The organism is Streptomyces sp. NPDC036813, assembly GCF_055609245.1.
Map to the genome: position 1 here is coordinate 186,641 of NZ_JBVJPV010000005.1, position 24,718 is coordinate 211,358.

Here is a 24,718-nt window from a genome sequence, read left to right on the forward strand (position 1 = left end):
CGACGCCCGTGACTCCTCTGGTACTTCCGGGCGTGTACGCCCCTCAGGACGATACCCGGCTCCTGGCCGGGGCCCTGTGCGACGAGCCGCTCCCACCGGGTGCGGCCGTACTGGACGTGGGAACCGGCAGCGGCGCGCTGGCCCTGGAGGCCGCGCGTCTCGGTCTGCGGGTGACGGCCGTCGACGTGTCGCGGCGGGCGGTGTGGAGCGCGCGGCTGAACGCCTGGAGGTCCGGCCTGCGGCTGCGCATCCTGCGCGGCAACCTCTTCGAGCCGGTGCGCGGACAGTCCTTCGACCTCATCGTGGCCAACCCGCCCTACGTGCCAGCCCCCGACGGCCCCCGGGCGGCGCGCGGGGCGGCCCGCGCCTGGGACGCCGGAGACGACGGCAGGCTGCTGCTGGACCGGATCTGCCGGGAGGCACCCGGCCTGCTGCGCCCCGGGGGGATCCTGCTGATCGTGCACTCGGCGCTGAGCGATCCCGAGGAGACCCTGGCCTGCCTGCGTGCGGCCGGGCTGAAGGCGTCGGTGACCCGGCGCCACCGGATCGGCTTCGGTCCCGTGCTGCGTGAGCGGCAGGGCTGGCTGCGGGCGCGGGGGCTGCTGTCCGCCGAGGACACGAGCGAGGAGCTGGTGGTGGTCCGTGCCGAACTCCCCGTCTGACCCGCCGCGCAGGATCAAGGTCCAGCGCCGCGGCCCGCTGCTGGTCGAGGGCCCGGTGGAGGTGGAACTGGAGGACGGCAGCACCGTCTCCTCCGACCGCTTCCGCGTCGCCCTGTGCACCTGCCGGCGCAGCCGCCGCTACCCGTGGTGCGACACGAGCCACCGCAGGACGACGAGGCCGGACACGTCGGCCCGGGGCGGCGACAGCCGGACGGACGCGACCGGGGACCGGACGGATCCGGCCCGCCGGGGCGACTGACCCCTTCGACAGGACACAGCAGAGCCGGCCCTCCGGTGTGACCGGAGGGCCGGCTCTGTGGCACGAACGCGATGCCGGGGGTCGGCCGGCGGCCCCACTCCGCCTGGCCGACCCCCGGTGCGAGATCACACGGCGCCCCGCAACAGGGGCTCGCACTCCCCACCTGCGAGCCTCGCGCGGCGTTTCACGGGGTCCGTGCGATCCCGGTCCTTAGAACGCGAAGACGATCGGCCCGTGGGCGGTCTTCACGCACTCGTTGGCGAAGGTCCGTTCGTAGGAGATCCGCTTGCCCTGCCAGACGCCGTCGACGGTGACGACGACGGGGTCGTACTGCTTGGTGCACAGCGGTTCGGCGCCGGCGTTCAGCGCGTCGAGGTCGCCGCCGGCCAGGCGGAGTTCGGCGCAGGCCGCGGCGGGGTCCGGGTGGGTTCCGGAGGCCGTGGGCGCGCAGGAGAGAGTGACCGCGCGGGCCGGTGTGGCGCTCGCGGCGCTGTCACCGTGACCGACGGTCAGGACGAGCGCCGAGGGCGCGTAGAGCGAGGCCGGGGCGGCGTGGGCGGCGCCGGCCAGGGGGCCGCAGACGGCGGTGGCCGTCAGGGTCAGGGCCGCTGCCCAGCGCGCGGGGTTCCGCATTGTGTGCATCCTTCCGCTTCGGTTCGGGGGTGGTGCCGGCCGTGTCCTCGGTCGGAGGCCGCGGCGGCGAGCGCAACTCTGCCGAGTCCGCCGCCGAAACTCACATCGACCCCATGTGTTTCAGTAACATTGCGTATTGAATCAGTGGCGTGAAGTGACGTAATTCGAACGTTCCAATGCCGGTTCCAAGCGCTTTCGATCATGAGAACCGGTCAAATGACGCGATTCACTCGGTCAGTTAATCGTCCGGAAACATTCCGCTTTCGCGTCCCCAGGTCGCCGGAACGACCCATTCCGTTCACCTTTCACCTGCCGCGACCGCCCTACCGGTCGGTATGGTCTGGGCACCACGGTCCCTGTGACGAGAGGCGGATCCCGCATGGCCAAGCACTGGGCGGACTTCCAGTACGAGATCTACCTGAACGGGATGACGGGCGCGGTGCCCCGCCTGCCCACCGATCTGACCCGGCTGGAGGAACTGACCGAGCAGCGGCTCGGCCCCGGTCCGGTCGGCTACGTGGCCGGCAGCGCGGGCGACGGCAGCACCGCCCGCGCCAACCGGGCCGCCCTGGAGCGCCGACGGATCGTGCCCCGGATGCTGCGTGACGTACGCGAGCGGGACCTGTCGGTCCAGGTGCTGGGCCGCTCGCTGCCGGCCCCGCTCGCGCTGGCCCCGGTCGGCGTCCTGTCGATCATGCACCCGGGCGCGGAGCCGGCCGCCGCCCGGGCCGCCGCCGCCCAGGGCGTGCCGTACATCCTGTCCTCCGCCTCCAGCACGCCGATGGAGCAGGTCGCCGAGGCGATGGGGGACGCCGAACGCTGGTTCCAGCTGTACTGGCCCAGGGACCCGGAGGTGGCTCGCAGCTTCCTCGGCCGGGCGAAGGCGAGCGGGTTCAGCGTGCTCGTGGTCACGCTGGACACCCCGCTGCTGTCCTGGCGGCCGCGCGACCTCGACCAGGCGTACCTGCCGTTCCTGCACGGGGTGGGCACGGCCAACTACTTCTCCGACCCGGCCTTCCGTGCGGGGCTCGCCAAGCCGGTGGAGGAGGATCCGAACGCGGCCGTGATGCATTTCGTCGGTATGTTCTCCGACCCGGGCAAGACCTGGCCGGACCTGGAGTTCCTGCGCGAGAACTGGGACGGCCCGATCGTGCTCAAGGGGGTCCTGCACCCGGACGACGCGCGCCGCGCGGCGAGCGCCGGGATGGACGGCGTGGTGGTGTCCAACCACGGCGGCCGCCAGGTGGCCGGCTCCATCGCCGCCGCCGACGCCCTGCCCAAGGTGGTGGAAGCGGTCGGTGACCGGCTCGAGGTGCTGTTCGACAGCGGGGTGCGCACCGGCGACGACGTCTTCAAGGCGCTCGCGCTCGGCGCGCGGGCGGTGCTGCTGGGGCGGCCGTACGTCTACGGGCTGGGCCTGGACGGGCAGGCGGGCGTGGAACACGTGATCCGCTGTCTGCTCGCCGAACTGGACCTCACGCTCGCCCTGTCCGGGCACGCCGGCCCCGCCACCGTCGGTGCCGACGACCTCGCCGAGGAGACCGCGTGAGCGCCCACCGCAATGTCCTCGCGGTCGTTCCGCCGCACGTGGGCGGCCGGGCCTCGGGCGCCGGACTCGCCTCCCTCTTCCCCGGCGACGCCCACGTCACCGTCGTGGAGGGCGCCGACGAGGACCCGGCCGCCCTGCGCGCGGCGCACGTCCTCGTCACGGCCCTCGCCCCGGTGACGGACCGCCATCTCGCCGTCGCCGAGCGGCTGGAGCTGGTGCAGTGCGCGAGCCACGGCTACGACTACGTGGACGTGGCGGCGGCGCGCGCCCGCGGTGTCACCGTGTGCACGATCGGCTCCACCGGTGCGGAGGCGCAGAACGTCGCCGAGCAGACGTTCGCCCTCATGCTGGCCCTCGCCAAGCAACTCGTCCCGGCGCACACCGCGTTGACACAGGCCGACTGGGCGCTGCCCCGCCTCACGCGGTCGCTCACGGAGCTGTCCGGCAAGACGCTCGGCGTCGTCGGCCTCGGCGGGATCGGACAGCAGGTCGCGCGCCGGGCCGCCGCGTTCGACATGACGGTGCTGTACACGGCGCGCCGCCGGGTGCCGGCCGAGACGGAGGACCGGTTCGCCGCCCGGTACGCCCCCCTCGACGAACTCCTCGCCGCCTCCGACTACGTCACCCTGCACACGCCGCTCACCGAGGAGACCCGGCACCTGCTCGACGCGCGCCGGCTCGCGCTGCTGAAGCCGACGGCGTTCGTGGTCAACACCGCGCGGGGCGCCCTGATCGACCAGGACGCCCTCGCCGACGCCCTGGAGCGCGGCGAGCTCGCCGGGGCGGGGCTCGACGTCTTCGACCCCGAGCCCCCGACGCCGTCCCTGCGCCTGCTGAAGGCGCCGAACGTGGTGCTCTCCCCGCACGTCGGCGGCGTCACCCGCGAGACGGTCGTCCGTATCGGCGTGGCCGCTGTCCAGAACGCGACGGCGTTCCTGGCGGGCGCGTCACCCCGGGACGTCGTGACGTAGCCCCCCGCGTCAGGTGGGGTCGGCCAGGCCGGCCGGAAGGGCCTGCCGGGTGGCCGTGCCGACCACCGACCGGGAGGCGGAGGACGGGAGCGGGGTGTCCCTGACCCAGCGCCTGGCGTCGGAGCCGTCACGAACCTTGACGACGATGTCGGCGCCGACGTCCTCGGACGCCGCGGCCAGGGCGAGCGACTCGTCCCAGCGGGGCAGCAGTTCGCCCCGCACCGTGAGGTCGTAGCGCACGTCGTCGGCCCGCCGGTCGCCGCGCGGTGCGCAGGGGCCGAGGATGACGACCCCGGCGTCCGCGTGCGAGTCCAGGCACAGCTGGGGCGCGGCCGTGCTGCGCAGCTGTCCGTCGTCGTCGTACGACCACTGCTGGGTCACGGCCGGGGAGCACACCGCGAGTTGGAGCTGGGCGCCGACGGCGGCCCGGCCGCGGATGTCGAGGCACAGGCCGGCGGCGACGTTGCGCAGCCTGCTGCGCCGGGGAGTCGCCGGCAGCTCGGCTGCTCCGGGCGGCGCGGTGGAGACGGCGGGCGGCAGCGAGGCGGTCGTACGCGGTGAACCGGGGGCGGAGGGGGCCGTACCCGGTGCGCCCGTGGCGGCGGCGGAGGCGGCCGCGCCGGTGCCGTGACCGTCGTCGGACCAGACCCCGGTCACGAGGAGCATGGTCAGCAGCACGCCGGAGGCGAGCCCCGCACCGGTGAGCAGCGTGCGCGTGGACCGGGCCCCGGGCAGCGGGCGGCCCGGCAGCAGCCGACGGCCCGGGCGGCCGCCGCGATGGCGTGCGGAGCCCCGGCCGTGGCTCCCGGCCCGGCCACGGCCGGGTCGGGAGTCGCGATAGCGGCGGGCCCCCCAGCCGAGCACGGCCTCGGCGAGGAGAGTGCCCAACGCGCCCTCGAAGTACTCCAGTTGTTCGGCCGCCGCTCGGCAGTGGCGGCACTGGGCGAGATGCCGGCGCACCTCGGGCAGCAGCCCTCCGCCGCGGCGCAGGGGAATGTCGAGAAGACGGTTGTGATGGCGGCAGTCCGGACTCGGCGCGAGTTCCCGATGGGCGCGGACACAGCCCTCGCGGAGTTTTTCCCGGGCGTCCTCGTAAGCGGCTGCCGCGGCTTCCTCGGTCATGCCGAGCAGTCCGGCCGGAACGGTTACCGGCTCGGCCTCGACGTCGATGTGCCACAGCAGGCACTGGGCCTCGGCGGGAAGGGCGTGGAATGACCGCTCGGTCAGCCGGCGGTTTTCTGCTGTCATGTACTTGGCAACTCGCATACCGCGCCCGCCGGCCGGTTTGCGCAGCTGCGGCAGAACCCCGGTTATCCGCTCGGCGCCGGCCCATTGCCGCACCGTGCCCCTTACGGCCAGCAGCAGCCGCGGGCGCAGTGCGGCGGCTGACTCCCCCAGCGTGAGCCGGTCGAGCACCTGATGGAACGCGGCCGCCGTGACCATCGCCGCGACCTGCGACGACGAGGCCAGGCAGATGACGGCGTAGTCGTGCACCGGCTGCCAGTGCCGTGCCATCAGCAGGGCCGTGGCCTGGGCGACGTCGTCGTCGGGCCCGCCGCGGGCCCGCGCGGCGAGCGCCTCGTCGGATTCCTCCACGGCGCCGCGGGAGAGCGGAAAGGGCGGCGGAAAGGGGGGACGAGGGGGGTGGGGGGTGGGCACGGTGAGCGGATTCCTTCCCACGCGCTGGAGCAACACAGGATCTCCGCGCGCCGTGAAAGCAACACGCGGTACGGCCTGCCATTTCCGGCGCGCGGGAAGCGCTCAGCCTTGCATACCTGACTTGCACGCAACAAGCCGCCCGGAGGGCGTCCGCGCCATTGACAGAAAGTCAGAATGCCGCATCCCAATCCCCCCTTGTGGCAAGCGTTTTCGGACATTCCCGCGCCCCGTGTGAAACGCGCGCACACGTCCGTGCCGCGCGCACGCTCCCGGCCCACCACGCGCTGTAGTCCACTGGACACGGCCTTTCCTCGGAGGCCCCGCGCGGGACGGCGGCTCTCCCGCGCGAAACGGCCGCCGGCCTTGATCCTCCCGCCCTCGGCCGGCGGCCCGGAGGAGGCGTGTTCAGATCTGCCAGGAGCGCAGCCGGTCGGCGGCGCGGTACACGTCCGCCTTGCCGGACATCAGGTCGCGGGCGAGGTCGACCAGAGCGCCGTAGGGCGGGTCGATGCCGACCCCGCTGACGAACATGTAGGCCACCGCGGTGGAACAGGCGAAGCGGGCATTGGCCGAGGGCAGTGGTTTGAGCACGGCGAGGGTGTGGAGCAGGGCGGCGGCCCGCCAGGCGGGGTCGGAGTTCACGCCGAGCCGCGGCGGGTCCACGCGGTGCCGGGCGACGGCGGCGACGAGCGCGGAGAAGTCGTTGATCGTGGGCTGTTCGGGCAGGACCTCTTCGTGTCGCTGCAGCAGCCAGGGAACGTCGATGTGCACGACGGAAGCCATCGCTCAGGCGACCCGCCCCTCGCCGCTCACCGGTGGCTCGTCGTCGGGGAAGGCGACGGCGAACTCCTCGGCGTGGGCCGTGAAGAACCGCCGGAACGCCTCCGCGCCCTCCTTCAGCGCCCGGTGCCGCGCGATGTCGGCGGCGGCCGCCTCCCGTACGAGCGCCTTCATCGACGTACCGCGCTCCTTGGCGATCTGCCGCAGGTCCTCTAGCTCGCGCTCGCTGAACTCCACATTCAGAGCTGGCATGCCCTCACGGTACCGCTCGGGTACTCACGCGTAAATACCCGCAGGTCAGACAAGAGATCAGTAGGTACCGGACGCGATACGGCCCGGGTGCGCGGGACAGCGCGCACCAGGGCCGGACGCGGATGGCCGGAGCCCACGTGGCGTGGCCCCGGTGTCACACCCCCGGCTCGACGCGCCAGGCAGGCCGAATTGTGTCTTGACCCTGAACGGCCGAAGCCGGTGGAGGCCGGGGGTTCCCGACCGCGCGCGGCGGGGACGCACTACTCTGGAACCGAGTGACACACCGTTCACTGTGAGTGTGCGCAATGGAGTGCGAGGATGAGCCCGGACTACCCGTTCGACGACGCCGCGACGGCCCGGGCTGTCATCGCCGACGACGGCACGCTGACCGGGTGGAACGCCGGTGCGCAGCGTCTGCTCGGCTGGACCGCCACGGACGTGGTGGGCCGGCCCGCCACCCGTCTGCTGGTGGACCCGGCGGGCGTGTCGCCCCGTCCGGCGGAACCGCGCCACCACGGAACGGTGACTTTGCGCCACCGGGACGGCCGTACGGTCGAGGTGTGGGTGCTCGCCCATCACCTGAGGCCCCACGACGGCGAACCGGGCCACTGGCTGGTGGTCACCCCCCTGGACGCCACCGGCCCCCCGTCCCCCGACGACCCGCTGGACGCGGCGGCGCTCGTGCAGTCCCCCTGCGCGCTCGCCCTGTTCGACGAGCGGCTGCGGCTGCACCGGATGAACGACGCCATGGTGGAGCTCGTCGGGCTGCCCGAGAACCGGGTGCGCGGACTGCGGCTCGCCGAGATCGGCGGAATCCCGCAGAGCGACGACCTCGAAGGCGGCCTCGTGCAGGTGCTCACCACGGGCCGGCCGCTCGACGCCCAGACACGACTGCGCGCCGACGGTGCGGGCCGTCCGCGCGCCTGGCTCGCCCGGATGGCCCCCGTCACCGACGCCGAGGGCCGGGTGCGCGGGGTGTGCGTGACCGCCCACGACCTCTCCGACCAGTACCAGTCCCGGGAACGGCTGCAACTCGTCAACGAGGCCAGCGTCCGCATCGGCACCACCCTCGACGTCTCGCGCACCGCACAGGAACTGGCGGCCGTGTGTGTGCCCGTGCTCGCCGACTTCGTCAGCGTCGACCTGCTCGACCCGGACCAGTACGGCGGGGAGCCTCCGGCCCGGCTGGTCCCGCCGGTCGTGCTGCGCCGGGCCGCCCACCACTCGGTGAATCCCGGCAGCCCCGGGGCGGTGACCATGCTGGGCGACGCGGAGGAGTACCCGGCTCCCTCACCGCAGGCCGCGGCGCTGCTGGCGGGTCAGGCGATCGTGGTCTCGGCGCCCTCCGAGGACCTGGAACGGTGGCTGTCCTGGGACGAACGCCGCCACCGCCTCTTCCAGCAGTACGGCGTGCACTCCACGATGGCGGTGCCGCTCCAGGCCCGCGGCTCCACGCTCGGCGTCGCCGTCTTCCACCGGTTCCGCCACCCCGAGCCGTACACCGAGGACGACGCGCTGCTGGCGGAGGAGATCACCGCCCGGGCCGCTGTCTGCATCGACAACGCCCGCCGCTACTCGCGCGAGCGGGAGACCGCCCTGGCCCTGCAGCGCAGCCTGCTGCCGCGCTCCCTGCCGCGCAGCGCCGCCGTCTCGGCCGCCTCCCGCTATCTCCCCGCGGCCCGCTCCGGGGTGGGCGGCGACTGGTTCGACGTGATCCCGCTGTCCGGGCTGCGGGTGGCCCTGGTCGTCGGGGACGTCGTCGGACACGGGGTGCAGGCGTCGGCGACCATGGGCCGGCTGCGGACCGCCGTACGCACGCTCGCGGACATCGACCTGCCGCCGGACGAACTGCTCACGCATCTTGACGATCTCGTGCTGCGGCTGTCGGAGGAGGCCGGCGGCGAGGGCAGCCCCGGCGAGGTCGGAGCGACCTGTGTGTACGCCGTGTACGACCCGGTGTCGCGGCGCTGCACGGTGGCCAGGGCGGGGCATCCACCGCCGGTGCTGCTCCCGCCGGACGGTCCGGCGCGCCGGGTGCACCTGCCGTCCGGCCCGCCTCTGGGCGTGGGCGGGCTGCCGTTCGAGTGCACCGAACTGGAACTCGTCGAGGGCAGCGTGCTGGCCTTCTACACGGACGGGCTGATCGAGTCGAGGGAGCGGGACGTCGACGCCGGGCACCGGATGCTGTGCGGCGCGCTGGAGGCCGACGCGGGCTCCCTCGACGAGACCTGCGACCACATCCTGCACACGCTGCTGCCGCCGGGCGGGGCCGCCGACGACGTCGCCCTGCTGCTGGCCCGCACCCAGGGGCTTCCCTCCGCGCAGGTGGCGACCTGGGACATCCCCGCCGACCCGTCACTCGTCGCGCCGATCCGCAAGCAGGTCGTCGACCAGCTCGCGGCCTGGTCGCTGAGCGACACGACGTTCACCGCCGAGCTGGTGGTGAGCGAGCTGGTCACCAACGCCATCCGGTACGGGGCACCGCCGATCCGGCTGCGGCTGATCCACGACGACACCACGCTCATCTGCGAGGTCTCCGACACCAACCACAGCGCCCCGCACCTGCGCCGGGCGAAGACCTGGGACGAGGGCGGGCGCGGGCTGCTGTTGGTCGCCCAGCTCACCCAGCGCTGGGGCAGCCGGCACACCACCGAAGGCAAGACCATCTGGGCGGAGTTGGGGCTGCTGGAGGAGGGACTGGCCCTGGGATTGGCAGACGGACTGGCGGAGGGACTGGCGGAGTGAACCCGCGCGCTCCCGGCATCACGGCCCGGCGCCCGGGGCAGACGTCCGGCATGGGCCCGTACACGCGATTTCCCGTCCTGCTCGTGAGCGCGCTCACCGCGCTGGGCGCGCTGAGCGCCTGCGGCGGCGGTGACGGCGGCGGCACGGCCGCGAGCGCCGCGCAGCGACCACCGGCGACGACCGCCACCGGCTCCGCCGAACCCACCGGGACGACCCGCCCGGGGGCCGCCGAGCCCACCGGCACGTTGGCCCCGGGGGGCGTGCGGCCCACGGCGCCGCCCACGACGTCCGCGCGGCCCGCCGCGTCCTCCCGCTGCCACACCGGCGAGCTGCGCGCAGCCGTCGGGCGCAACGACCCGGGCGCCGGGCAGGAGAACTTCCCCGTCGTGCTGACGAACACCTCCACCCGCACCTGCACCGTGTACGGCTTCCCGGGTGCCGCGTTCGTCGACGCCTCCGGCCGGCAGCTCGGCCCCGACCCGCGGCGCGGGACCGGCTCGGTCGCCGCGCGGGTGACGCTGGCGCCCGGCCGCAGCGCCTGGGCCGGGCTGACCTTCTCCAACCCCGAGATCAGCGAGGCCCGTACGGCCACTCCGGCCGCGCTGCTCGTCACGCCGCCCGACGAGCGCGAGCCCCTGAGGGTGCCATGGCGGGGCGGCCCGGTGCCGGTCGGCGGCAACGCCTCCACGGTGACCCTGACACCGTTCGGTCCCGGCACCGGGCCCTGAGCCGTCCCATCGGCGCCCGGCGGGTCAGTGACCGGCGACCGGGTGCGGCACGTAGGGCTGCTGGAGTTCCTCGATCTCCTTCTCCGTCAGCGTCAGGTCGACGGCGGCCACCGCGTCCTGAAGGTGCTGCGGCTTGGAGGCGCCGACGATCGGGGCGGTCACGGTGTCCTGGCGGAGCAGCCAGGCGAGGGCGACCTGGGCACGCGGGACGCCGCGTTCGTCCGCGATGCGGGTGACGGCCTCGACGATGGCGCGGTCGCCCTCCTGGTAGAGGGTGCTGCCGAAGTTGTCGGTGGTGCTGCGGCTGGTGACGGTGCCCCAGTCGCGGGTGAGCCGGCCGCGGGCGAGCGGGCTCCAGGGCAGTACGCCCACGCCCTGGTCGGCGCAGAGCGGCAGCATCTCCCGCTCCTCCTCGCGGTAGAGGAGGTTGTAGTGGTTCTGCATCGACACGAACTTGGTCCAGCCGTGCCGTTCGGCCGTGTACTGCGCCTTGGAGAACTGCCAGGCGTACATCGAACTCGCCCCGATGTAGCGCACCTTGCCCGCCTTCACCACGTCGTGCAGGGCCTCCATCGTCTCCTCGATCGGCGTGTGCGGGTCCCAGCGGTGGATCTGGTAGAGGTCGACGTAGTCGGTGCCGAGGCGGGTGAGACTGCGGTCGATCTCGGTCATGATCGCCTTGCGGGACAGCCCGCCGCCATTGGGGCCGGGGCGCATCCGGCCGTGCACCTTGGTGGCGAGCACGATGTCGTCACGGCGGGCGAAGTCCTTCAGCGCCCGGCCGACGATCTCCTCGCTGGTGCCGTCGGAGTAGACGTTGGCGGTGTCGAAGAAGTTGATCCCGGCGTCCAGGGCCTGACGGATGAACGGCCGGGAGGCCTCCTCGTCCAGGGTCCACTCGTGCGTGCCACGGTCCGGGACTCCGTAGGTCATGCAGCCCAGGCAGATCCGGGAGACGTCGAGACCTGTGGAACCGAGCTTCACGTACTGCATCGTTGCTGCTCCTGCCTTGGTCAGTGGCTGACGTCCCGAGCCTACGGGTTCGTGCGCACTCGAAGATCATCGCGAGTGTGACCGCTTCCGCGGGCCGCTGGGTTCACCGGAGCGGGAACGTGCGGCCGCGCTCGCTCTCCGGGCGCGGGCCGTGGATGCGGCGCTCGTGCTCCTCGATCGGTACGTCGTTGATGCTCGCCTCGCGCCGGGTCATCAGGCCGTGCTCGTCGAACTCCCACAGCTCGTTGCCGTAGGAGCGCCACCACCGGCCGTCGGCGTCGTGGCACTCGTACTGGAAGCGGACGGCGATGCGGTTGCCGTCGAAGGCCCACAGATCCTTGCGCAGGGCGTATTCCAGCTCGCGCTGCCATTTGGCGGTCAGGAACGCGACGATCTCCTCCCTGCCGGTGAGGAAGGTGTCACGGTTGCGCCAGACGGAGTCCTCGGAGTAGGCGAGCGCCACCTTGTGCGGGTCCCGGGTGTTCCAGGCGTCCTCGGCGGCCTGCACCTTCCGGGCCGCGGTCTCCCGGGTGAACGGGGGCAGGGGCGGGCGGTCGGCCATGGGCCCTCCTCGAAGGAACGACAGAGAGAACGATCGTTCTCCACCTGGTCGGCTAAGGTAGAGAACGATCGTTCTCAGGTCAACGTCCCCTGCTCTCCGCCGTGTCGAGGGACCGTCGAGGAGTGATGCCCCGTGCCCGTGGACAGTACGACCGCCCGTACGCGGGCCCTGGACGCCGCGGAGGAGCTGTTCTACCGGCGCGGTGTGCGCTCCATCGGCATGGACGACATCCGCACCGCCTCGGGGCTGTCGCTCAAGCGGCTCTACCAGCTCTTCCCGGCGAAGGAGCAGCTGGTGGAGGCCTGTCTGGAGCGGCGTGACACGCGCTGGCGCGGGCGGCTCGCCGAGCACGTGGAGCGGCACACGGACCCGCGCGAGCGCATCCTGGCCGTGTTCGACTGGCTGCGCGACTGGTTCGGCGAGGAGGGCTTCCGCGGCTGCGCGTGGATCAACGCCCACGGCGAGCTGGGTGCCACCTCCGAGGCGGTGGCGCGTCAGGTGCGGGCGCACAAGCGGGCGTTCCGGCAGTACCTCGCGGCGCTCGTCGCGCAGGCCGGGCTGGCACCGGAGCTGGCCGGGCAGCTGTTCCTGCTGGCCGAGGGCGCCATGGTCACGGCCGGCGTCACCGGCGGCACCGAACCGGCCGACGAGGCCCGCGAGGCGGCACGGGCACTGATGGCGACGCGGTGACGCACCCCGCGACGCCGACGTCCGCGCCCTTCCCAGCGGGCAGGCCGACGACGCCCACGCCCACCGCCGCACCCGAAGCAGCGCGTCGGTGCCGGGCCGAAGACGCCCGCCGTCCCGGCCCGAAAACGCCCGCCGCGGCGGGCCGCAGCCGCGCGCCGGAGCCGGAGCCCGGGCGGGACGCCGACCGCGACGACGCGGGCACCCGGGGCCGCCACAGAAGACGCCCACCGCGCCAGGCCGAAGACGCCGCCGTGGCGGGCCCCAGCCGCGCGCTGATGCCGGGGCCCAGGCGGGATGCCGGCCGCGATGACCCGGGAACCCGGGGCCGCCGCGAGGCCCAACGCCGGCCCGCATGGGGCTTCCGTGGGGGTCAGTTCGCCGGCTCCCCCACCGTGATCGCCCCCACCGGGCAGGCGCGGGCCGCCTCGCGGGTCATCGGGTCGGGGGTGGGCCCGTCGTGGCCGGGGACGAGGGTGCTGAAGCCGTCGTCGTCCTGGGTGAAGACGTTCGGCGCGGCGAGGGCGCACTGGCCGGCGCCGATGCAGACGTCCCTGTCGATGCGGATGCGCATGGTGCGTCAGCCTCTTACCAGGTCACGGGGAGTTCCAGCATCCCCTGGATGGTGTCTCCGGGCTTGAAGGGGATCTCCTCGGCGGGGACCGCGAGCCGCAGCCCGGGCAGCCGCTCGAAGAGGGTGCGCAGCGCGATCTCCAGCTCGGCGCGGGCGAGGTTCTGGCCCAGGCACTGGTGGATGCCGAAGCCGAAGGCCACGTGATGGCGGGCCGAGCGGCCGAAGTCCAGGCTGTCGGGGTCGGCGTACACCGTCTCGTCGCGGTTGATGACCGACGTCGCGAACAGCACACCCTCGCCCGCCCGGATCGTCGTCCCGGCCACCTCGATGTCCTCGACGGCCAGGCGTACCAGACCGTCGGCGATGGACAGCATCCGCAGCAGTTCCTCCACCACGCCGGGCAGCAGACCCGGGTCGGCGCGCAGTTCGGCCAGCCGGTCGGGGTGCTGGAGCAGGGTGTAGGTGCCCAGGGAGATCATGTTGGCGGTCGTCTCGTGGCCCGCGACGAGCAGGATGATCGCCAGCGCGACCACGTCGGCCCGGCTCACCTCGCCGGTGCGCAGCCGCTGGTGGACCAGCTCGTCGAGGACGCCCTCGCCGGGTTCCGCGTCCTTGGCCTTGCGGTCGATCAGATCACCGAGGTACCCCTCGAGCCCGTCGCGTGCCGCGAGGACGTCCTCGACGCCCGGGCCGCGCAGCAGCCGTCGCGACTGCTCCTCGAAGAACTCGTGGTCGGCGTACGGCACGCCGAGCAGTGCGCAGATCACCATCGAGGGCACGGGCAGGGCGAACGCGCTGACCAGCTCCGCCGGCGGCCCCTGGGCGACCATGGCGTCCAGCAGGTCGTCGACGATCCGCTGGATGTCCGGCCGTAACGCGTTCGCCTGCTTGAGCGTGAAGCGGGGCACCAGCATGCGCCGCTGGGTGTGGTGCTCCGGGTCGTCCACGCCCAGCAGCGCCGCCCGGCGGTCACGGGCCGCCGTGAAGCGCGGGGAGGGCGCGGGGAAGCCGGGGCGGGTGCGGTCGGTCGACAGACGCGGGTCGGCGAGGAGGGCACGGGCGACGGTGTGCCCGGTGACCAGCCAGGCGGCACGTCCGTCGTAGAGGGTGACGCGGGCCAGCGGGGGGCCGGCGCGCAGCGGGTCGTAGGCGGTGGGCGGGTGGTAGGGGCAGGTGCGGTCCTGCGGGAAGGCGACGGGTTCCGGCTGGTGCGTCAAGTCCGTCATGGAAGACCTCGCAGACGTTGAGTACGTCGTTCCGATCTTCATTAGATGCCTCGGGCATCTATGCTGCGACGCGAAGTTCGGCCACATCGGCCAACCGGGGAAACTGGCCGGAACCCTTCATCCGCGCGGCCGGCCGCCCGGTCGGCGCAGCGCGGAGGTGACCCGGTGGCCACCCGCGGAAATGTACGCCCGCGCACCGGTGTTGCAGTCCTGTACAGGAGCGGTACGCATGCGTGCGACGTGACGAAAGGACCGATGCCATGCCTCTGGAGGGCGAGTACGAGCCCAGCCCGACGCGATGGGTGCGCGAGCAGGTGGAGCTGTACGAGAGCTCCGGCGGCACGCGCGGCACCACGCTGCGCGACTCGGGCCTGCCGGTGATCATCCTGACCAGCCGCGGTGTGAAGAGCGGCAAGATCCGCAAGACGCCGCTGATGCGCGTCGAGCACGAGGGACGGTATGCCGTGGTCGCCTCCCAGGGCGGCGCGCCGCAGCACCCGGTCTGGTACCACAACCTCAAGGCCGACCCCCGTGTCGAACTGCGGGACGGCCCCCATGCCTGGGACATGACGGCCCGTGAGGTCACCGGCGAGGAGAAGGCCGAGTGGTGGCGACGGGCGGTCGCCGCGTATCCGCCGTACGCCGACTACCAGGCGCGCACGTCCCGCGAGATCCCCGTGTTCGTCCTCGAACCGGCCGGATGACGCGACCCGCTCACCCGGCGTCCGGGTGAGGAGACTCTCCCGGCCGGCCGTGTCAGGTGACTCCCCTGCCGGCCGTGTGAGGTGACTCCCCTGCCGGCCGGACGAGACCGCTCGCCGCGCCTGCGCCACAGGTGGCGCCGAAGCCGGGCGTCCCCCCGCGGAGAAATCCACGCGCCGGATGCATGGTCCGGCTCGGGGCGGGCACGTGAGTGTCAGGCCCCGCCGCGTTCCCCCGTCGCGGCGGGGCTTTCGTGCGACTCGCGCGCGGCGCGGTCGGTGATGTCGAGGAAGACCTGCGCCGCCTCTGGCACCGCTTCGGCGATGGACCGCTTGATGCGCACCGCGACCTCCTCCACCCGCTCGCTGTCCAGCCCCGGCACCAGGTCGATGCGGGCGGCCACGAGCGCGGAGTCGAGCCCCGTCTTCATGCTGAACAGCGCCTCCACGCTGTCGATCTCCGGCTGCCCGGCGAGCAGGCGCCGGATCCGCTCGCTCGCCTCGGGGTCGGCGGCCTCCCCGATCAGCTGGTCGCGGGCCTCACGGCCGAGGTGGTAGGCCACGCACACCAGCAGCGCGCCGATGGCGAAGGAGGCGGCGGCCTCGTAGACGACCTGCCCGGTGGCCATGTGCAACGCCATCCCGGTCATGGCCAGGACGACGCCGAGCACCGCGGTGCCGTCCTCGGCGACGACCGTGCGCAGCGCCGGGTCGCGCAGACCGGCCGCCACACCGCCCTGGCGGCGCACCTGGTGCACGGCCCGCAGCAGCGAGGCGCCCTCGGCGAGCAGGGCCACGCCGAGGACGACCAGCCCGGCGACGTACCCGCCGAAGCTCTCCTCGGCGCCGTCGCGCAGGGCCTCGACGCCCTGGAAGACGGAGAAGCAGCCGCCCATCACGAAGATCCCGACGGCGGCGAGCAGTGACCAGAAGAAGCGTTCCTTTCCGTAGCCGAAGGGGTGGCGCCGGTCGGCGGGACGGCGGCTGCGGCGCAGCGCGGCCAGCAGGAAGACCTCGTTGAGGCTGTCGGCGACGGAGTGCGCCGCCTCCGACAGCAGCGCGGGGGAGCCCGCGAGAAGGCCGCCGACCGCCTTGGCGACCGCGATGAGGAGGTTCGCCGCCAGCGCCACCAGGACGGTGACCCGCGTCCTGCGGTCCGCCGGGCGCTCCGTGTCACGTTGCGTGGGTGTACCGCTCACGAAGACGCGATTGCCCCGGCCGTGGGGGATCACACCGTGCCGGTGAGGTGTTTCGGGGAACCCGGGGAAGGCAGAGAGGCAGGATCGCACCCCCGGCAGGAGTGAGGAGCGGGTCATGGGGCGGGACGGCGACGGCAACAGCGCGTACGGCAGGAAGGCCTTCCGCCGGTCCAGGAGTCATTTCGCGGACCGGATCACCGCCGACGGCCGTGACGGCTGGCCGGTGGAGGCCGGGCGGTACCGGCTGGTGGTCAGCCGGGCCTGCCCGTGGGCGAGCCGGGCGGTGATCTCGCGGCGGCTGCTCGGTCTGGAGGAGGCGCTGTCGATGGCGATCGCCGACCCGGTCCAGGACGACCGCAGCTGGCGCTTCACGCTCGATCCGGACGGCCGCGACCCGGTGCTCGGCATCCGCTACCTGAGCGAGGCCTACGACCGGCGCGAGACCGGCTATCCGGGCGGAGTGAGCGTACCGGCGATCGTGGACGTCCCGAGCGGACGGCTCGTCACCAACGACTACCAGCGGATCACGCTGGACCTGGCCACCGAGTGGCGGGCGCTGCACCGCCCAGGAGCGCCCGATCTGTACCCGGAAGGTCTGCGGGACGAGATCGACACGGTGATGGCGGAGGTGTACGAGGACGTCAACAACGGCGTCTACCGGGCGGGCTTCGCCACCGGACAGGAGGAGTACGAGGCGGCCTGCACCGGAGTCTTCCAGCGGCTGGAGAAGCTCGCGGCCCGGCTGGAGCGGCAGCGCTATCTGGTCGGGGACACGATCACCGAGGCCGACATCCGGCTGTTCACCACGCTCGTGCGTTTCGACCCGGTCTACCACGGCCACTTCAAGTGCAACCGGTGGAAGCTGGCCGAGAACGAAGTGCTGTGGGCCTACGCCCGGGACCTGTTCCAGACGCCCGGCTTCGGCGACACGGTGGACTTCGACCACATCAAGCGGCACTACTACCAGGTGCACACCGGCATCAACCCGACCGGCATCGTGCCGCTCGGCCCCGACCTCGCGGGCTGGCTGACGCCGCATCACCGTGAGCGGCTGGGCGGGCGGCCCTTCGGGGACGGGACCGCGCCGGGACCGGTGCGCCGCGCGGAGGAGGTGCCGGCCAGCGGCCGTCCCTGATCCCGCAGTCCCCCACGACACCCACACCCAAGGAGACCCTGTGGCCAAGACGAAGAAGAAGACGCTCCCCCTCGCTTACAAGCCCGTCGGCTTCGTGCTCGGCTGGGCCGGTGGTGCGCTGGCCGGACTCGCGTTCCAGAAGACGTGGAAGCTGATCCGGCACGAGGACAACGCGCCCGACGCGCTGGACGCGGACCGCGGCTGGGGCGAGATCCTGCTGGCCGCTGCGGTCCAGGGTGCGATCTTCGCCGCCGTGCGCAGCGCCGTGGACCGCACGGGCGCCAAGGCCATCGAGCGCTCGACCGGGGTCTGGCCGGTGCAGGACAAGGGCGGCCGGGACTGACCGGCCCCGCCGTCGCCGGACCGACCGGGCCGCCCCCGCCGCTCAGCCGAGCTTCGGCGCGGTGGGGGCGACGCGGCGCAGGGTGAAGGAATGGCCGGCCGGGTCGGCGTAACCACGTTCCTCGTACCGGCCCGACGCGTCCTTGGTCTCCAGGGGCCGCCCGCCCAGGCCGACGATCCGGCGCTCGGCCTCGTCGAGGTCCTCGACCAGGAAGTCGAGGTGCACCTGGAGGGAGTTCTCGGGGCGCGGCCAGCTCGGCGGGGTCGCGTTCATGTCGCGGCGGAAGGCGAGCCGGGTGCCCTCCGCTGCGCGGATCTCCACTCGGTTGGCGCTCGCCTCGACCTGCTCGGCGTCCAGCAACGCCGTGTAGAACTCGGCGAGTTTCTCCGGTTCGGCACAGTCGAGCACCACGACGCCGGCCGTGAACAGGGCCATGTCTCCTCCGCGGGTCGGTTGACGCGGGGCGGCAGGGTCCGCCCCTCGCTCCTGCGGATACCCCGGTTTCAGTCGGTCACCAGCCAGCGGCCGTCGCGCATCAGGTCCCGGCCGTCGAGTTCGTCGGCCTCGCGCCAGGCCTGGATGCGGCGGGGCAGCACGTGGAAGTACAGGTAGGGCGTGGTCAGTTCGCGGGGGTCGAAGCCGGTCTTGGCGGCGAAGATCTCGGCGTCCTCCTCCGGCAGGTCGTGCGGCTCGACGGCCGTGGCGGTGCCCTCGACAAGGACGACGTCCCGGGTGGGTCCGATGCCGAGGCGGACGACGCCGGTGGCGGCGAGATTGCGCCCGGTGCGGCTCGCGGCGGGGGTGGCGAACAGCAGGGTGGCGCCGTCCCAGACGAACGACAGCGGGACCAGATGAGGAGCCGCGCCGTCCTCGGCGGCGGTCGCGACCCAGGCGTCGACCTCGTTTTCGAGCCGGTGCAGGGTGTCGCGCTTGCGCTGCTGAGCGGTGCGGGGAGCTGCGGTGGTCATGCCACCAGTGTGGCTGCCGTCTTCCCGCCCTCGCGGAAGACGCGCCCTCAATCCGCCCGCCCCCTCACCTCCGCCAGCCGGGTCGCCGCCGCCTTCAGCAGGAGGTCAAGGGCCGCGGGGTAGGAGCTGTGGCGCATGGTGCTGATCAGGTGGGGGGCCGTGGCGGCGATGTGGGGGTGGGTGGCCGCCGGCAGCTGGGCGTACGTGGCCCGCCAGACCGCGGTCTCCGCTTCCCGGGCGGTGGGCGGCAGGGCGACGCCCGCTGAGTCGAGGGCGCCGAAGGCGAGGGCCTGGTCGACGAAGGCGTGGTAGATGCGTACGGCGTCCACGTCCGGGAAGCCGGCGCCGCGCAGCACTCCGAGGATGGCCTCCACCGCCGCGATCTCGTGCTCGCGCCCGGTCACGCGGTGGGCGCTGAGCACGGCCGCCCGCGGGTGGGCGAGCGCACCGGTGTGCATGCGCAGGCCCAGGTCGCGCAGGTCTGCCCGCCAGTCGCCGCTGGGCCGCCAGGTGCGCAGCGTCTCGCCGATGAGCTCGTCGGCGACGGCGAGCATCAGGTCGTCGGTGTGCCGGAAGTAGCGGTACAGGGAGCTGGGGTCGGCGCCGAGGGCGCGGCCCAGGCGTCGGACCGAGAGCGCCTCGGCGCCGTGTTCCTCGATCAGCCGCAGCGCCGTGGCGACGATCAGCTCCTCGGACAGGACCACGCCCGCTTTGGTGGGCCGCCGACGGCGGCGGGCGCCGGGCGGGACGACACGGTCGGTCATGGAACGCCTCCAGGGTGGGCGGTGCCTCCGGGAGCCGTGACCTTATGACAACACCGTTGACCTGTGAAGCCCGGCGGCAGTTTCATGTCGGCTCACCGGGGCCCGCCGGGCCCCCTGGTGCGAGGAGAGTGCCGGCATGGCGCATCAACCACCCGCGCTGCGAAGAACCCTCGGCGTGCTCGACGGCGTCGCCATCGCCGCGTCCAGTACGGCGGCCACGACCAGCATCGGTATCGGCCTGGGCGTCACGGCCGGCGTGGTGGGGCTGCACCTGCCGGCGATCATGCTGCTGGCGTTCCTGCCGGTCCTGGGCATCGCGGGCGCCTACGCGCGGCTGAACCGCGTCGAGCCCAACGCGGGCAACGGCTATGTGTGGGTGGGCCGTTCGCTCTCGCCCTGGCTCGGCTTCCTGGTGGGGTGGGTGAACATCGTCGCGACGGTGGCGTTCCTCGCGTACACCACGGCCGTCACCGGCTCGGCGCTGCTGCAACTGGCCGGGGACGCCGGGCTGCACCGCTTCGCGGGGCTGGCCCTGGACCCCGGCTCGACCGCGCAGACCACCGCGATCGGCATCATGGTCCTGGCCGCCGTCACGCTCACGGCGGTGACCGGCGCGCGGACCGCGGCCCGTCTGCAGACCGGCCTGCTCGTGTTCGAGTACGCCGTGCTGCTGGGCTTTTGCGGATACGGCCTGGTCACCGGCCCCCACCCCTTCCGCTGGGCGTGGTTCGACCCGTTCGCCCTGCCCTCCCCGCAGGCGCTCGCGCAGGGGCTGCTGCTGTCGGTGTTCTGTTACTGGGGTTTCGAGTCCGCGTTCAGCGTGAACGAGGAGGTCCGCGAGCCGCGTGACGCGTCCCGCGCCGGCTTCATCACGCTGGCGACCATGCTGGCGCTGTTCCTGCTCGGCTCCCTCGCCTTCCAGCGGGTGCTGAGCGAGCCGGAGCTGGTCGGCCACGGGGCCGAGGGGCTGGCGTTCTTCGGCGACCGGCTGGCGGAGCGGCCGCTGGCCGTGCTGCCGCTGGTGGCGCTGATGTTCTCGGCGGTCGCCTCGCTGCAGGCCGGGGTGATCCCGACGGCCCGCGCGATGTACGCGATGGGCCGGGACGCGACGCTCGGCCCGGTGTGGTCCCGGGTCAGCCACCGCTACGGCACCCCGGCGGCCGGGACGCTGCTGATCGGGGCGCTGGCCGTGGCCGTCGCCGCGCTGTCGCTGGTGATCCCGCGCCTGTCGGACATGATCATGGCGACCGTGAACGCCGTCGGGATCGTCGTCGCCCTGTCCTACGCGCTCACCGCGCTCGCCGCCGCCGTACGCTTCCGCGCCCTGCTGCGCACGGACCCCTGGCAGGGGCTGCGGGCGGTGGTGCTGCCCGCGCTGAGCGCCGCCGCGCTGCTCGGGCTCGGCGGTTACCTCGGCTGGTCCTTCTTCACGTCCACCGACCACTTCGCGCTGCGGGCGGACAACGGCTGGTTCCTGCTGCTCACGCCGCTCATGATGATCATCTCCGGATGCATCGCCGCGGCGTGGGCGAAGTGGGGGCGCAGATCGCCGTACTTCCGCACCGGCCGGGGCACCGACGCCGACGCGCCCGAACTGCTCACCGCGGCCCCGTGACCCACGTTCACCACCGAAAGGAACCCATGCACGCCGACCTGCTCTTCCTCAACGGCCCCGTGTTCACGCCCGCCGGGCCCACCGCCACCGCCGTGGCCGTCACCGGTGACCGGATCACCGCGGTGGGCGGTGACGAACTGCGCGAGCTGGCCGGGCCGCGCACCGAGGTCGTCGACCTCGCCGGGCGGCTGCTGCTGCCCGGCTTCCAGGACGCGCACGTGCATCCGGTGCCGGCCGGCCTGGAGCTGACCCAGTGCGATCTGACCGGCACCAGGACGGCCGAGGAGAGCGTCGCGGCCGTCCGCGCGTACGCCGCCGCGCATCCGGAGCGGGAGTGGATCACCGGCGGCGGCTGGTCGATGGAGGCGTTTCCGGGCGGCATGCCGACGAAGGAGCTGCTGGACGCGGTGGTGCCGGACCGGCCGGTGTATCTGCCCAACCGGGACCATCACGGCGCCTGGGTGAACAGCCGCGCCCTCGCCCTCGCCAGCATCACCCGGGACACACCCGACCCGGCCGACGGGCGCATCGAACGGGATGTCTCCGGCGAGCCGAGCGGGACGCTGCAGGAAGGGGCGATGCAGCTGGTCGGGCGGCTCACCCCGGCGGCCACAGCCGCCGACCTGAGGGCGGCGCTGCTGCACGCCCAGCGCACCCTGCACGCGCTCGGGATCACCGCCTGGCAGGACGCGCTCGTCGGGAACTTCCCCGGGATGCCGGACCCGTCCGAGGCGTACCGCGCCGCCGCCCGGGACGGCTCGCTCACCGCACGGGTGCGGGGCGCGCTGTGGTGGGACCGGGAGCGCGGGGCCGAGCAGATCCCCGAACTCGTCGAGAGGCGGGCGGATCTGAGCCACGGGCGGTTCCGGGCGGGCAGCGTGAAGCTGATGCTGGACGGCGTCGCGGAGAACGGTACGGCGGCGCTGCTGGAGCCGTATCTGGACGGGTGCGGTTGCGCCACCGGAAACCACGGCAAGAGTTTCGTGGATCCCGGGCTGCTGCCGAAGTACGTCACCGAGCTGGACGCGCTCGGCTTCCAGTGCCACTTCCACGCGCTCGGCGACCGGGCCGTACGGGACGCGCTGGACGCGATCGAGGCGGCGCGGGACGCGAACGGGCCGAGCGACACCCGCCCGCATCTGGCGCATCTGCAGGTCGTGCACCCCGAGGACGTGCCGCGTTTCGCGCGTCTGGGCGCGGTGGCGAACATCCAGCCGCTGTGGGCGGCGCACGAGCCGCAGATGGACGAGCTGACGATTCCGTTCCTCGGTCCCGAACGGGCCGCGTGGCAGTACCCGTTCGGCTCGTTGCTGCGCTCCGGCGCGCGGCTGGCCGCGGGCAGTGACTGGCCGGTGAGCAGCCCCGACCCGTTGCAGGGTGTCCATGTCGCCGTCAACCGGGTGGAACCGGGCGGCGGCGGCCCGGTGTTCCTGCCGGCCGAGCGTCTCACTCTGTCCGCCGCCCTCACCGCGTACACGGCGGGCTCGGCCCATGTGAACCACCTGGACGACACCGGCGAGGTCCGCGTGGGCGCCCTCGCCGACCTGGTGGTGCTCGACCGGGACCCGTTCGCCGTCCCGGCCCAGGCGCTCGGCGAGACGCGGGTGGCGCTGACGTACGTCGGAGGGGAGCTGGTGTACGCGGCCGCCGGCGCGTGAGCGGTCAGCGGGCCGCCTGGAACGTGCGGCGGTAGGCCTGCGGGGTGACACCGATGGCGGTGTGCAGGTGCGCGCGCAGGGAAGCACCGGTGGCGAAGCCGACCTCGCCGGCGATCTGGTCCACCGGCAGGTCGCTGGTCTCCAGCAGGTGCCGGGCCCGGGCCACGCGCTGCTGGATCAGCCAGCGGCCGGGACTGACGCCGACCTCGTCGTTGAAGCGGCGGGCGAAGGTGCGCCGGCTCATCCGGGCGTGGGCGGCGAGGTCGGCCAGGGTGAGCGGCTCACCGAGGCGTTCCAGGGCCCAGGCGCGGGTCGCGGCCGTGCTCGCCGCGCCGTTCTCGGGCACCGGCTGCTCGATGTACTGCGCCTGCCCGCCGTCCCGGAACGGCGGGACGACGCAGCACCGGGCGATGGCGTTGGCGAGGGCGCTGCCGTGGTCCTCGCGCAGGATGTGCAGGCACAGGTCGACGCCGGCCGCGGCCCCGGCGGAGGTGAGGACCCGGCCGTCGTCGACGAACAGCACGTCCGGGTCGAGCGCGATGTGCGGGAACATCCGGCGGAAGTCGTCGGCGAGCAGCCAGTGCGTGGTGGCCTTGTGGCCGTCCAGCAGGCCGGCCGCGGCGAGCACGAAGGCGCCGGTGCAGATGGAGACGAGCCGCGCGTCGGGGCGGATGCGGGAGAGTGCGGCCCGCACCTGTTCGGGCAGCTCTGCGGTGACGCGGGCCGGTTCGACGGGCGCGACGATCACGGTGTCGGCGGTGTCCAGGATCTCGGGCCCGTGGTCCACGGCGACGGCGAAGTCGGCGTTGGTGCGCACCGGGCGCCCGTCGGCCGTGCAGGTCCGCACCTCGTAGCGGCCGGTGGGGCCGAGGATGCGGCTGGGCATGCCCAGTTCGAAGGGGTAGACGCCGTCGAGGGCCAGGACTGCGACCCGCTCGACGCGCCGGGACGACACGGCACTCATGGCACGATCCTAGCGAAGGGTGGCCATCATGCCATTGTCCCGGCGGCCGCCGGCCGACAGGCTGGACGACCATGAGCGATGAGAACACGACCGTGCGCGCCGTCCGCCAGGACGTCCTCGGCGGTCCCGAGGTGCTGAAGGTGGTCCGGATCCCGCGGCCGGTACCGCGTCCGAACGAGGTGCTGGTGCGGGTGCGCGCCGCCGGTCTCAATCCGACCGACTGGAAGCACCGCGCCTCCGGCGGCTTCCTCGGCGAGCCGCCGTTCGTGCTCGGCTGGGATGTCTCCGGCGTGGTCGAGGCGGTCGGGATCGGCGTCGCCCGGTTCCGGCCCGGCGACGAGGTGTTCGGCATGCTGCCGTACCCGTACGGCCACGGCGCGCACGCCGAGTACGTCACCGGGCCGGCCCGCGCCTTCGCCGCGAAGCCCGCCGGGATCGACCATGTGCAGGCCGGGGCGCTGCCCCTGGTGTCCCTCACGGCGTGGCAGGCGCTGGTGGAGACGGCCGGTCTGCGGGCCGGGCAGCGGGTGCTGATCCACGCGGCGGCCGGCGGGGTCGGGCACGTGGCGGTGCAGATCGCCAAGGAGCGCGGCGCATACGTCATCGGCACGGCCAGCGCCGGCAAGCACGGCTTCCTGCGGTCCATCGGCGTGGACGAGTGCGTCGACTACCGGGAGCAGGACGTCACCGAGGCGGTCAAGGACGTCGACGTGGTGCTGGACACGCTGGGCGGCGAGACCTCCGTGAACTCCCTGCGGGTGCTGCGGCCGGGCGGGATCGTGGTGTCGATCCTGCCGGTGGGCTCCGACGACTTCCCCAGGGAGGCGGAACGGCTCGGGGTGCGCGCGGTGCGGATGCTGGTCGACGCCTCGCACAGTGGTATGCGGCGGATCGCCGAGCTGGTGGAGGCCGGGAAGCTGCGTGCCGAGATCGCGGGCACCTTCCCGCTCGCCGAGGCCGCCGAGGCGCACCGGCTGGGCGACACCGGTCGCACCACGGGCAAGCTCGTGCTGGTGATGGACTGAGCCGCAGCGCTCCGGGCCACCCTCCCGATCAAACTCGGCCGCAATTCGACGACATATGTCAATCGA

At 73.3% G+C, this 24,718-nt stretch carries 26 protein-coding genes; 13 read left to right on the forward strand and 13 right to left on the reverse strand.

All coding sequences use genetic code 11. From position 1 onward, the window contains the following. Window positions 1-8: 8 nt before the first annotated feature. The gene (locus tag ACZ67Q_RS13335; RefSeq protein ID WP_471180532.1) at window positions 9-662 is read left to right on the forward strand and encodes a HemK2/MTQ2 family protein methyltransferase; all 654 of its coding nucleotides are present in this window, start codon (window positions 9-11) and stop codon (window positions 660-662) included. Next, complete coding sequence (locus ACZ67Q_RS13340) at window positions 643-921, forward strand: CDGSH iron-sulfur domain-containing protein (RefSeq protein WP_471180534.1); 279 nt, start codon at window positions 643-645, stop codon at window positions 919-921. Before ACZ67Q_RS13335 ends, ACZ67Q_RS13340 begins: the two co-directional genes overlap by 20 nt. A 210-nt stretch (window positions 922-1,131) precedes the next feature. Here ACZ67Q_RS13340 and ACZ67Q_RS13345 read toward each other — a convergent pair whose 3' ends face one another. Then, window positions 1,132-1,554, reverse strand: a complete 423-nt coding sequence (locus ACZ67Q_RS13345; protein ID WP_471180537.1) for a subtilase-type protease inhibitor — start codon at window positions 1,552-1,554, stop codon at window positions 1,132-1,134. 379 nt (window positions 1,555-1,933) lie between these two features. Between ACZ67Q_RS13345 and ACZ67Q_RS13350 the strand changes: the two genes are divergently transcribed. Then, on the forward strand, window positions 1,934-3,103 hold the full coding sequence (locus tag ACZ67Q_RS13350) for a lactate 2-monooxygenase (protein WP_471180539.1): 1,170 nt from the start codon (window positions 1,934-1,936) through the stop codon (window positions 3,101-3,103). After that, entirely contained in the window at window positions 3,100-4,074 is a 975-nt protein-coding gene (locus tag ACZ67Q_RS13355; RefSeq protein ID WP_471180542.1) for a 2-hydroxyacid dehydrogenase, read from the forward strand. The genes ACZ67Q_RS13350 and ACZ67Q_RS13355 overlap by 4 nt, the downstream gene beginning before the upstream one ends. Before the next feature lie 9 nt (window positions 4,075-4,083). On the opposite strand, the gene ACZ67Q_RS13360 is transcribed toward ACZ67Q_RS13355, so the two are convergent. The 3 genes from ACZ67Q_RS13360 to ACZ67Q_RS13370 form a co-directional block, all read right to left on the reverse strand. Next, a complete protein-coding gene (locus tag ACZ67Q_RS13360; RefSeq protein WP_471180544.1) occupies window positions 4,084-5,733 on the reverse strand; it encodes an RICIN domain-containing protein in 1,650 nt (549 codons plus the stop codon). A 405-nt stretch (window positions 5,734-6,138) separates the two neighbouring features. Next, on the reverse strand, window positions 6,139-6,516 hold the full coding sequence (locus ACZ67Q_RS13365) for a toxin Doc (protein ID WP_361629685.1): 378 nt from the start codon (window positions 6,514-6,516) through the stop codon (window positions 6,139-6,141). 3 nt (window positions 6,517-6,519) lie between these two features. Continuing rightward, window positions 6,520-6,765, reverse strand: a complete 246-nt coding sequence (locus tag ACZ67Q_RS13370; protein WP_361629682.1) for a hypothetical protein — start codon at window positions 6,763-6,765, stop codon at window positions 6,520-6,522. 318 nt (window positions 6,766-7,083) lie between these two features. Between ACZ67Q_RS13370 and ACZ67Q_RS13375 the strand changes: the two genes are divergently transcribed. Then, the gene (locus ACZ67Q_RS13375) at window positions 7,084-9,510 is read left to right on the forward strand and encodes a SpoIIE family protein phosphatase (protein WP_471180548.1); all 2,427 of its coding nucleotides are present in this window, start codon (window positions 7,084-7,086) and stop codon (window positions 9,508-9,510) included. 50 nt (window positions 9,511-9,560) lie between these two features. After that, window positions 9,561-10,238: a DUF4232 domain-containing protein gene (locus ACZ67Q_RS13380; protein WP_471181086.1), complete on the forward strand. Its 678-nt coding sequence runs from the start codon at window positions 9,561-9,563 to the stop codon at window positions 10,236-10,238. 24 nt (window positions 10,239-10,262) lie between these two features. Here ACZ67Q_RS13380 and ACZ67Q_RS13385 read toward each other — a convergent pair whose 3' ends face one another. Further along, a complete protein-coding gene (locus tag ACZ67Q_RS13385; RefSeq protein ID WP_471180551.1) occupies window positions 10,263-11,231 on the reverse strand; it encodes an aldo/keto reductase in 969 nt (322 codons plus the stop codon). Window positions 11,232-11,334: 103 nt separating this feature from the next. Beyond that, complete coding sequence (locus ACZ67Q_RS13390; protein WP_471180554.1) at window positions 11,335-11,793, reverse strand: nuclear transport factor 2 family protein; 459 nt, start codon at window positions 11,791-11,793, stop codon at window positions 11,335-11,337. Between the two features lie 138 nt (window positions 11,794-11,931). Between ACZ67Q_RS13390 and ACZ67Q_RS13395 the strand changes: the two genes are divergently transcribed. Next, window positions 11,932-12,483 (forward strand): TetR/AcrR family transcriptional regulator, encoded by a 552-nt coding sequence (locus tag ACZ67Q_RS13395; RefSeq protein ID WP_471181089.1) that lies wholly within the window; start codon window positions 11,932-11,934, stop codon window positions 12,481-12,483. Between the two features lie 370 nt (window positions 12,484-12,853). Here ACZ67Q_RS13395 and ACZ67Q_RS13400 read toward each other — a convergent pair whose 3' ends face one another. Both ACZ67Q_RS13400 and ACZ67Q_RS13405 read right to left on the reverse strand, forming a co-directional pair. Further along, window positions 12,854-13,054: a ferredoxin gene (locus ACZ67Q_RS13400; RefSeq protein ID WP_471180556.1), complete on the reverse strand. Its 201-nt coding sequence runs from the start codon at window positions 13,052-13,054 to the stop codon at window positions 12,854-12,856. Window positions 13,055-13,068: 14 nt separating this feature from the next. Further along, window positions 13,069-14,280, reverse strand: a complete 1,212-nt coding sequence (locus ACZ67Q_RS13405; RefSeq protein WP_471180559.1) for a cytochrome P450 — start codon at window positions 14,278-14,280, stop codon at window positions 13,069-13,071. A 260-nt stretch (window positions 14,281-14,540) separates the two neighbouring features. Here ACZ67Q_RS13405 and ACZ67Q_RS13410 point away from each other — a divergent pair, with 260 nt between their 5' ends. Beyond that, entirely contained in the window at window positions 14,541-14,984 is a 444-nt protein-coding gene (locus ACZ67Q_RS13410; RefSeq protein WP_471180561.1) for a nitroreductase family deazaflavin-dependent oxidoreductase, read from the forward strand. Window positions 14,985-15,196: 212 nt separating this feature from the next. Here the strand turns inward: ACZ67Q_RS13410 and ACZ67Q_RS13415 are convergent, their stop codons facing one another. Then, window positions 15,197-16,213: a cation diffusion facilitator family transporter gene (locus ACZ67Q_RS13415; RefSeq protein ID WP_471180564.1), complete on the reverse strand. Its 1,017-nt coding sequence runs from the start codon at window positions 16,211-16,213 to the stop codon at window positions 15,197-15,199. 82 nt (window positions 16,214-16,295) lie between these two features. Here ACZ67Q_RS13415 and ACZ67Q_RS13420 point away from each other — a divergent pair, with 82 nt between their 5' ends. Then, on the forward strand, window positions 16,296-17,315 hold the full coding sequence (locus ACZ67Q_RS13420) for a glutathione S-transferase family protein (protein WP_471180566.1): 1,020 nt from the start codon (window positions 16,296-16,298) through the stop codon (window positions 17,313-17,315). Window positions 17,316-17,355: 40 nt separating this feature from the next. Then, complete coding sequence (locus tag ACZ67Q_RS13425) at window positions 17,356-17,658, forward strand: DUF4235 domain-containing protein (protein WP_471180569.1); 303 nt, start codon at window positions 17,356-17,358, stop codon at window positions 17,656-17,658. A 42-nt stretch (window positions 17,659-17,700) separates the two neighbouring features. On the opposite strand, the gene ACZ67Q_RS13430 is transcribed toward ACZ67Q_RS13425, so the two are convergent. The 3 genes from ACZ67Q_RS13430 to ACZ67Q_RS13440 form a co-directional block, all read right to left on the reverse strand. Continuing rightward, entirely contained in the window at window positions 17,701-18,093 is a 393-nt protein-coding gene (locus ACZ67Q_RS13430; protein WP_471180572.1) for a VOC family protein, read from the reverse strand. 68 nt (window positions 18,094-18,161) lie between these two features. Continuing rightward, the gene (locus ACZ67Q_RS13435; RefSeq protein WP_471180575.1) at window positions 18,162-18,626 is read right to left on the reverse strand and encodes a pyridoxamine 5'-phosphate oxidase family protein; all 465 of its coding nucleotides are present in this window, start codon (window positions 18,624-18,626) and stop codon (window positions 18,162-18,164) included. A gap of 47 nt (window positions 18,627-18,673) precedes the next feature. Continuing rightward, a complete protein-coding gene (locus tag ACZ67Q_RS13440) occupies window positions 18,674-19,390 on the reverse strand; it encodes a TetR/AcrR family transcriptional regulator (RefSeq protein WP_471180578.1) in 717 nt (238 codons plus the stop codon). 136 nt (window positions 19,391-19,526) lie between these two features. Between ACZ67Q_RS13440 and ACZ67Q_RS13445 the strand changes: the two genes are divergently transcribed. Together ACZ67Q_RS13445 and ACZ67Q_RS13450 are read left to right on the forward strand one after the other, a co-directional pair. Beyond that, window positions 19,527-21,005, forward strand: a complete 1,479-nt coding sequence (locus ACZ67Q_RS13445) for an APC family permease (protein WP_471180581.1) — start codon at window positions 19,527-19,529, stop codon at window positions 21,003-21,005. A gap of 26 nt (window positions 21,006-21,031) precedes the next feature. After that, entirely contained in the window at window positions 21,032-22,663 is a 1,632-nt protein-coding gene (locus ACZ67Q_RS13450) for an amidohydrolase (RefSeq protein WP_471180584.1), read from the forward strand. 4 nt (window positions 22,664-22,667) lie between these two features. On the opposite strand, the gene ACZ67Q_RS13455 is transcribed toward ACZ67Q_RS13450, so the two are convergent. Next, entirely contained in the window at window positions 22,668-23,627 is a 960-nt protein-coding gene (locus ACZ67Q_RS13455) for a GlxA family transcriptional regulator (RefSeq protein WP_471180586.1), read from the reverse strand. Between the two features lie 71 nt (window positions 23,628-23,698). On the opposite strand from ACZ67Q_RS13455, the gene ACZ67Q_RS13460 reads away from it, so the two are divergent. Further along, a complete protein-coding gene (locus tag ACZ67Q_RS13460) occupies window positions 23,699-24,652 on the forward strand; it encodes an NADP-dependent oxidoreductase (protein WP_471180589.1) in 954 nt (317 codons plus the stop codon). Window positions 24,653-24,718: the final 66 nt, after the last annotated feature.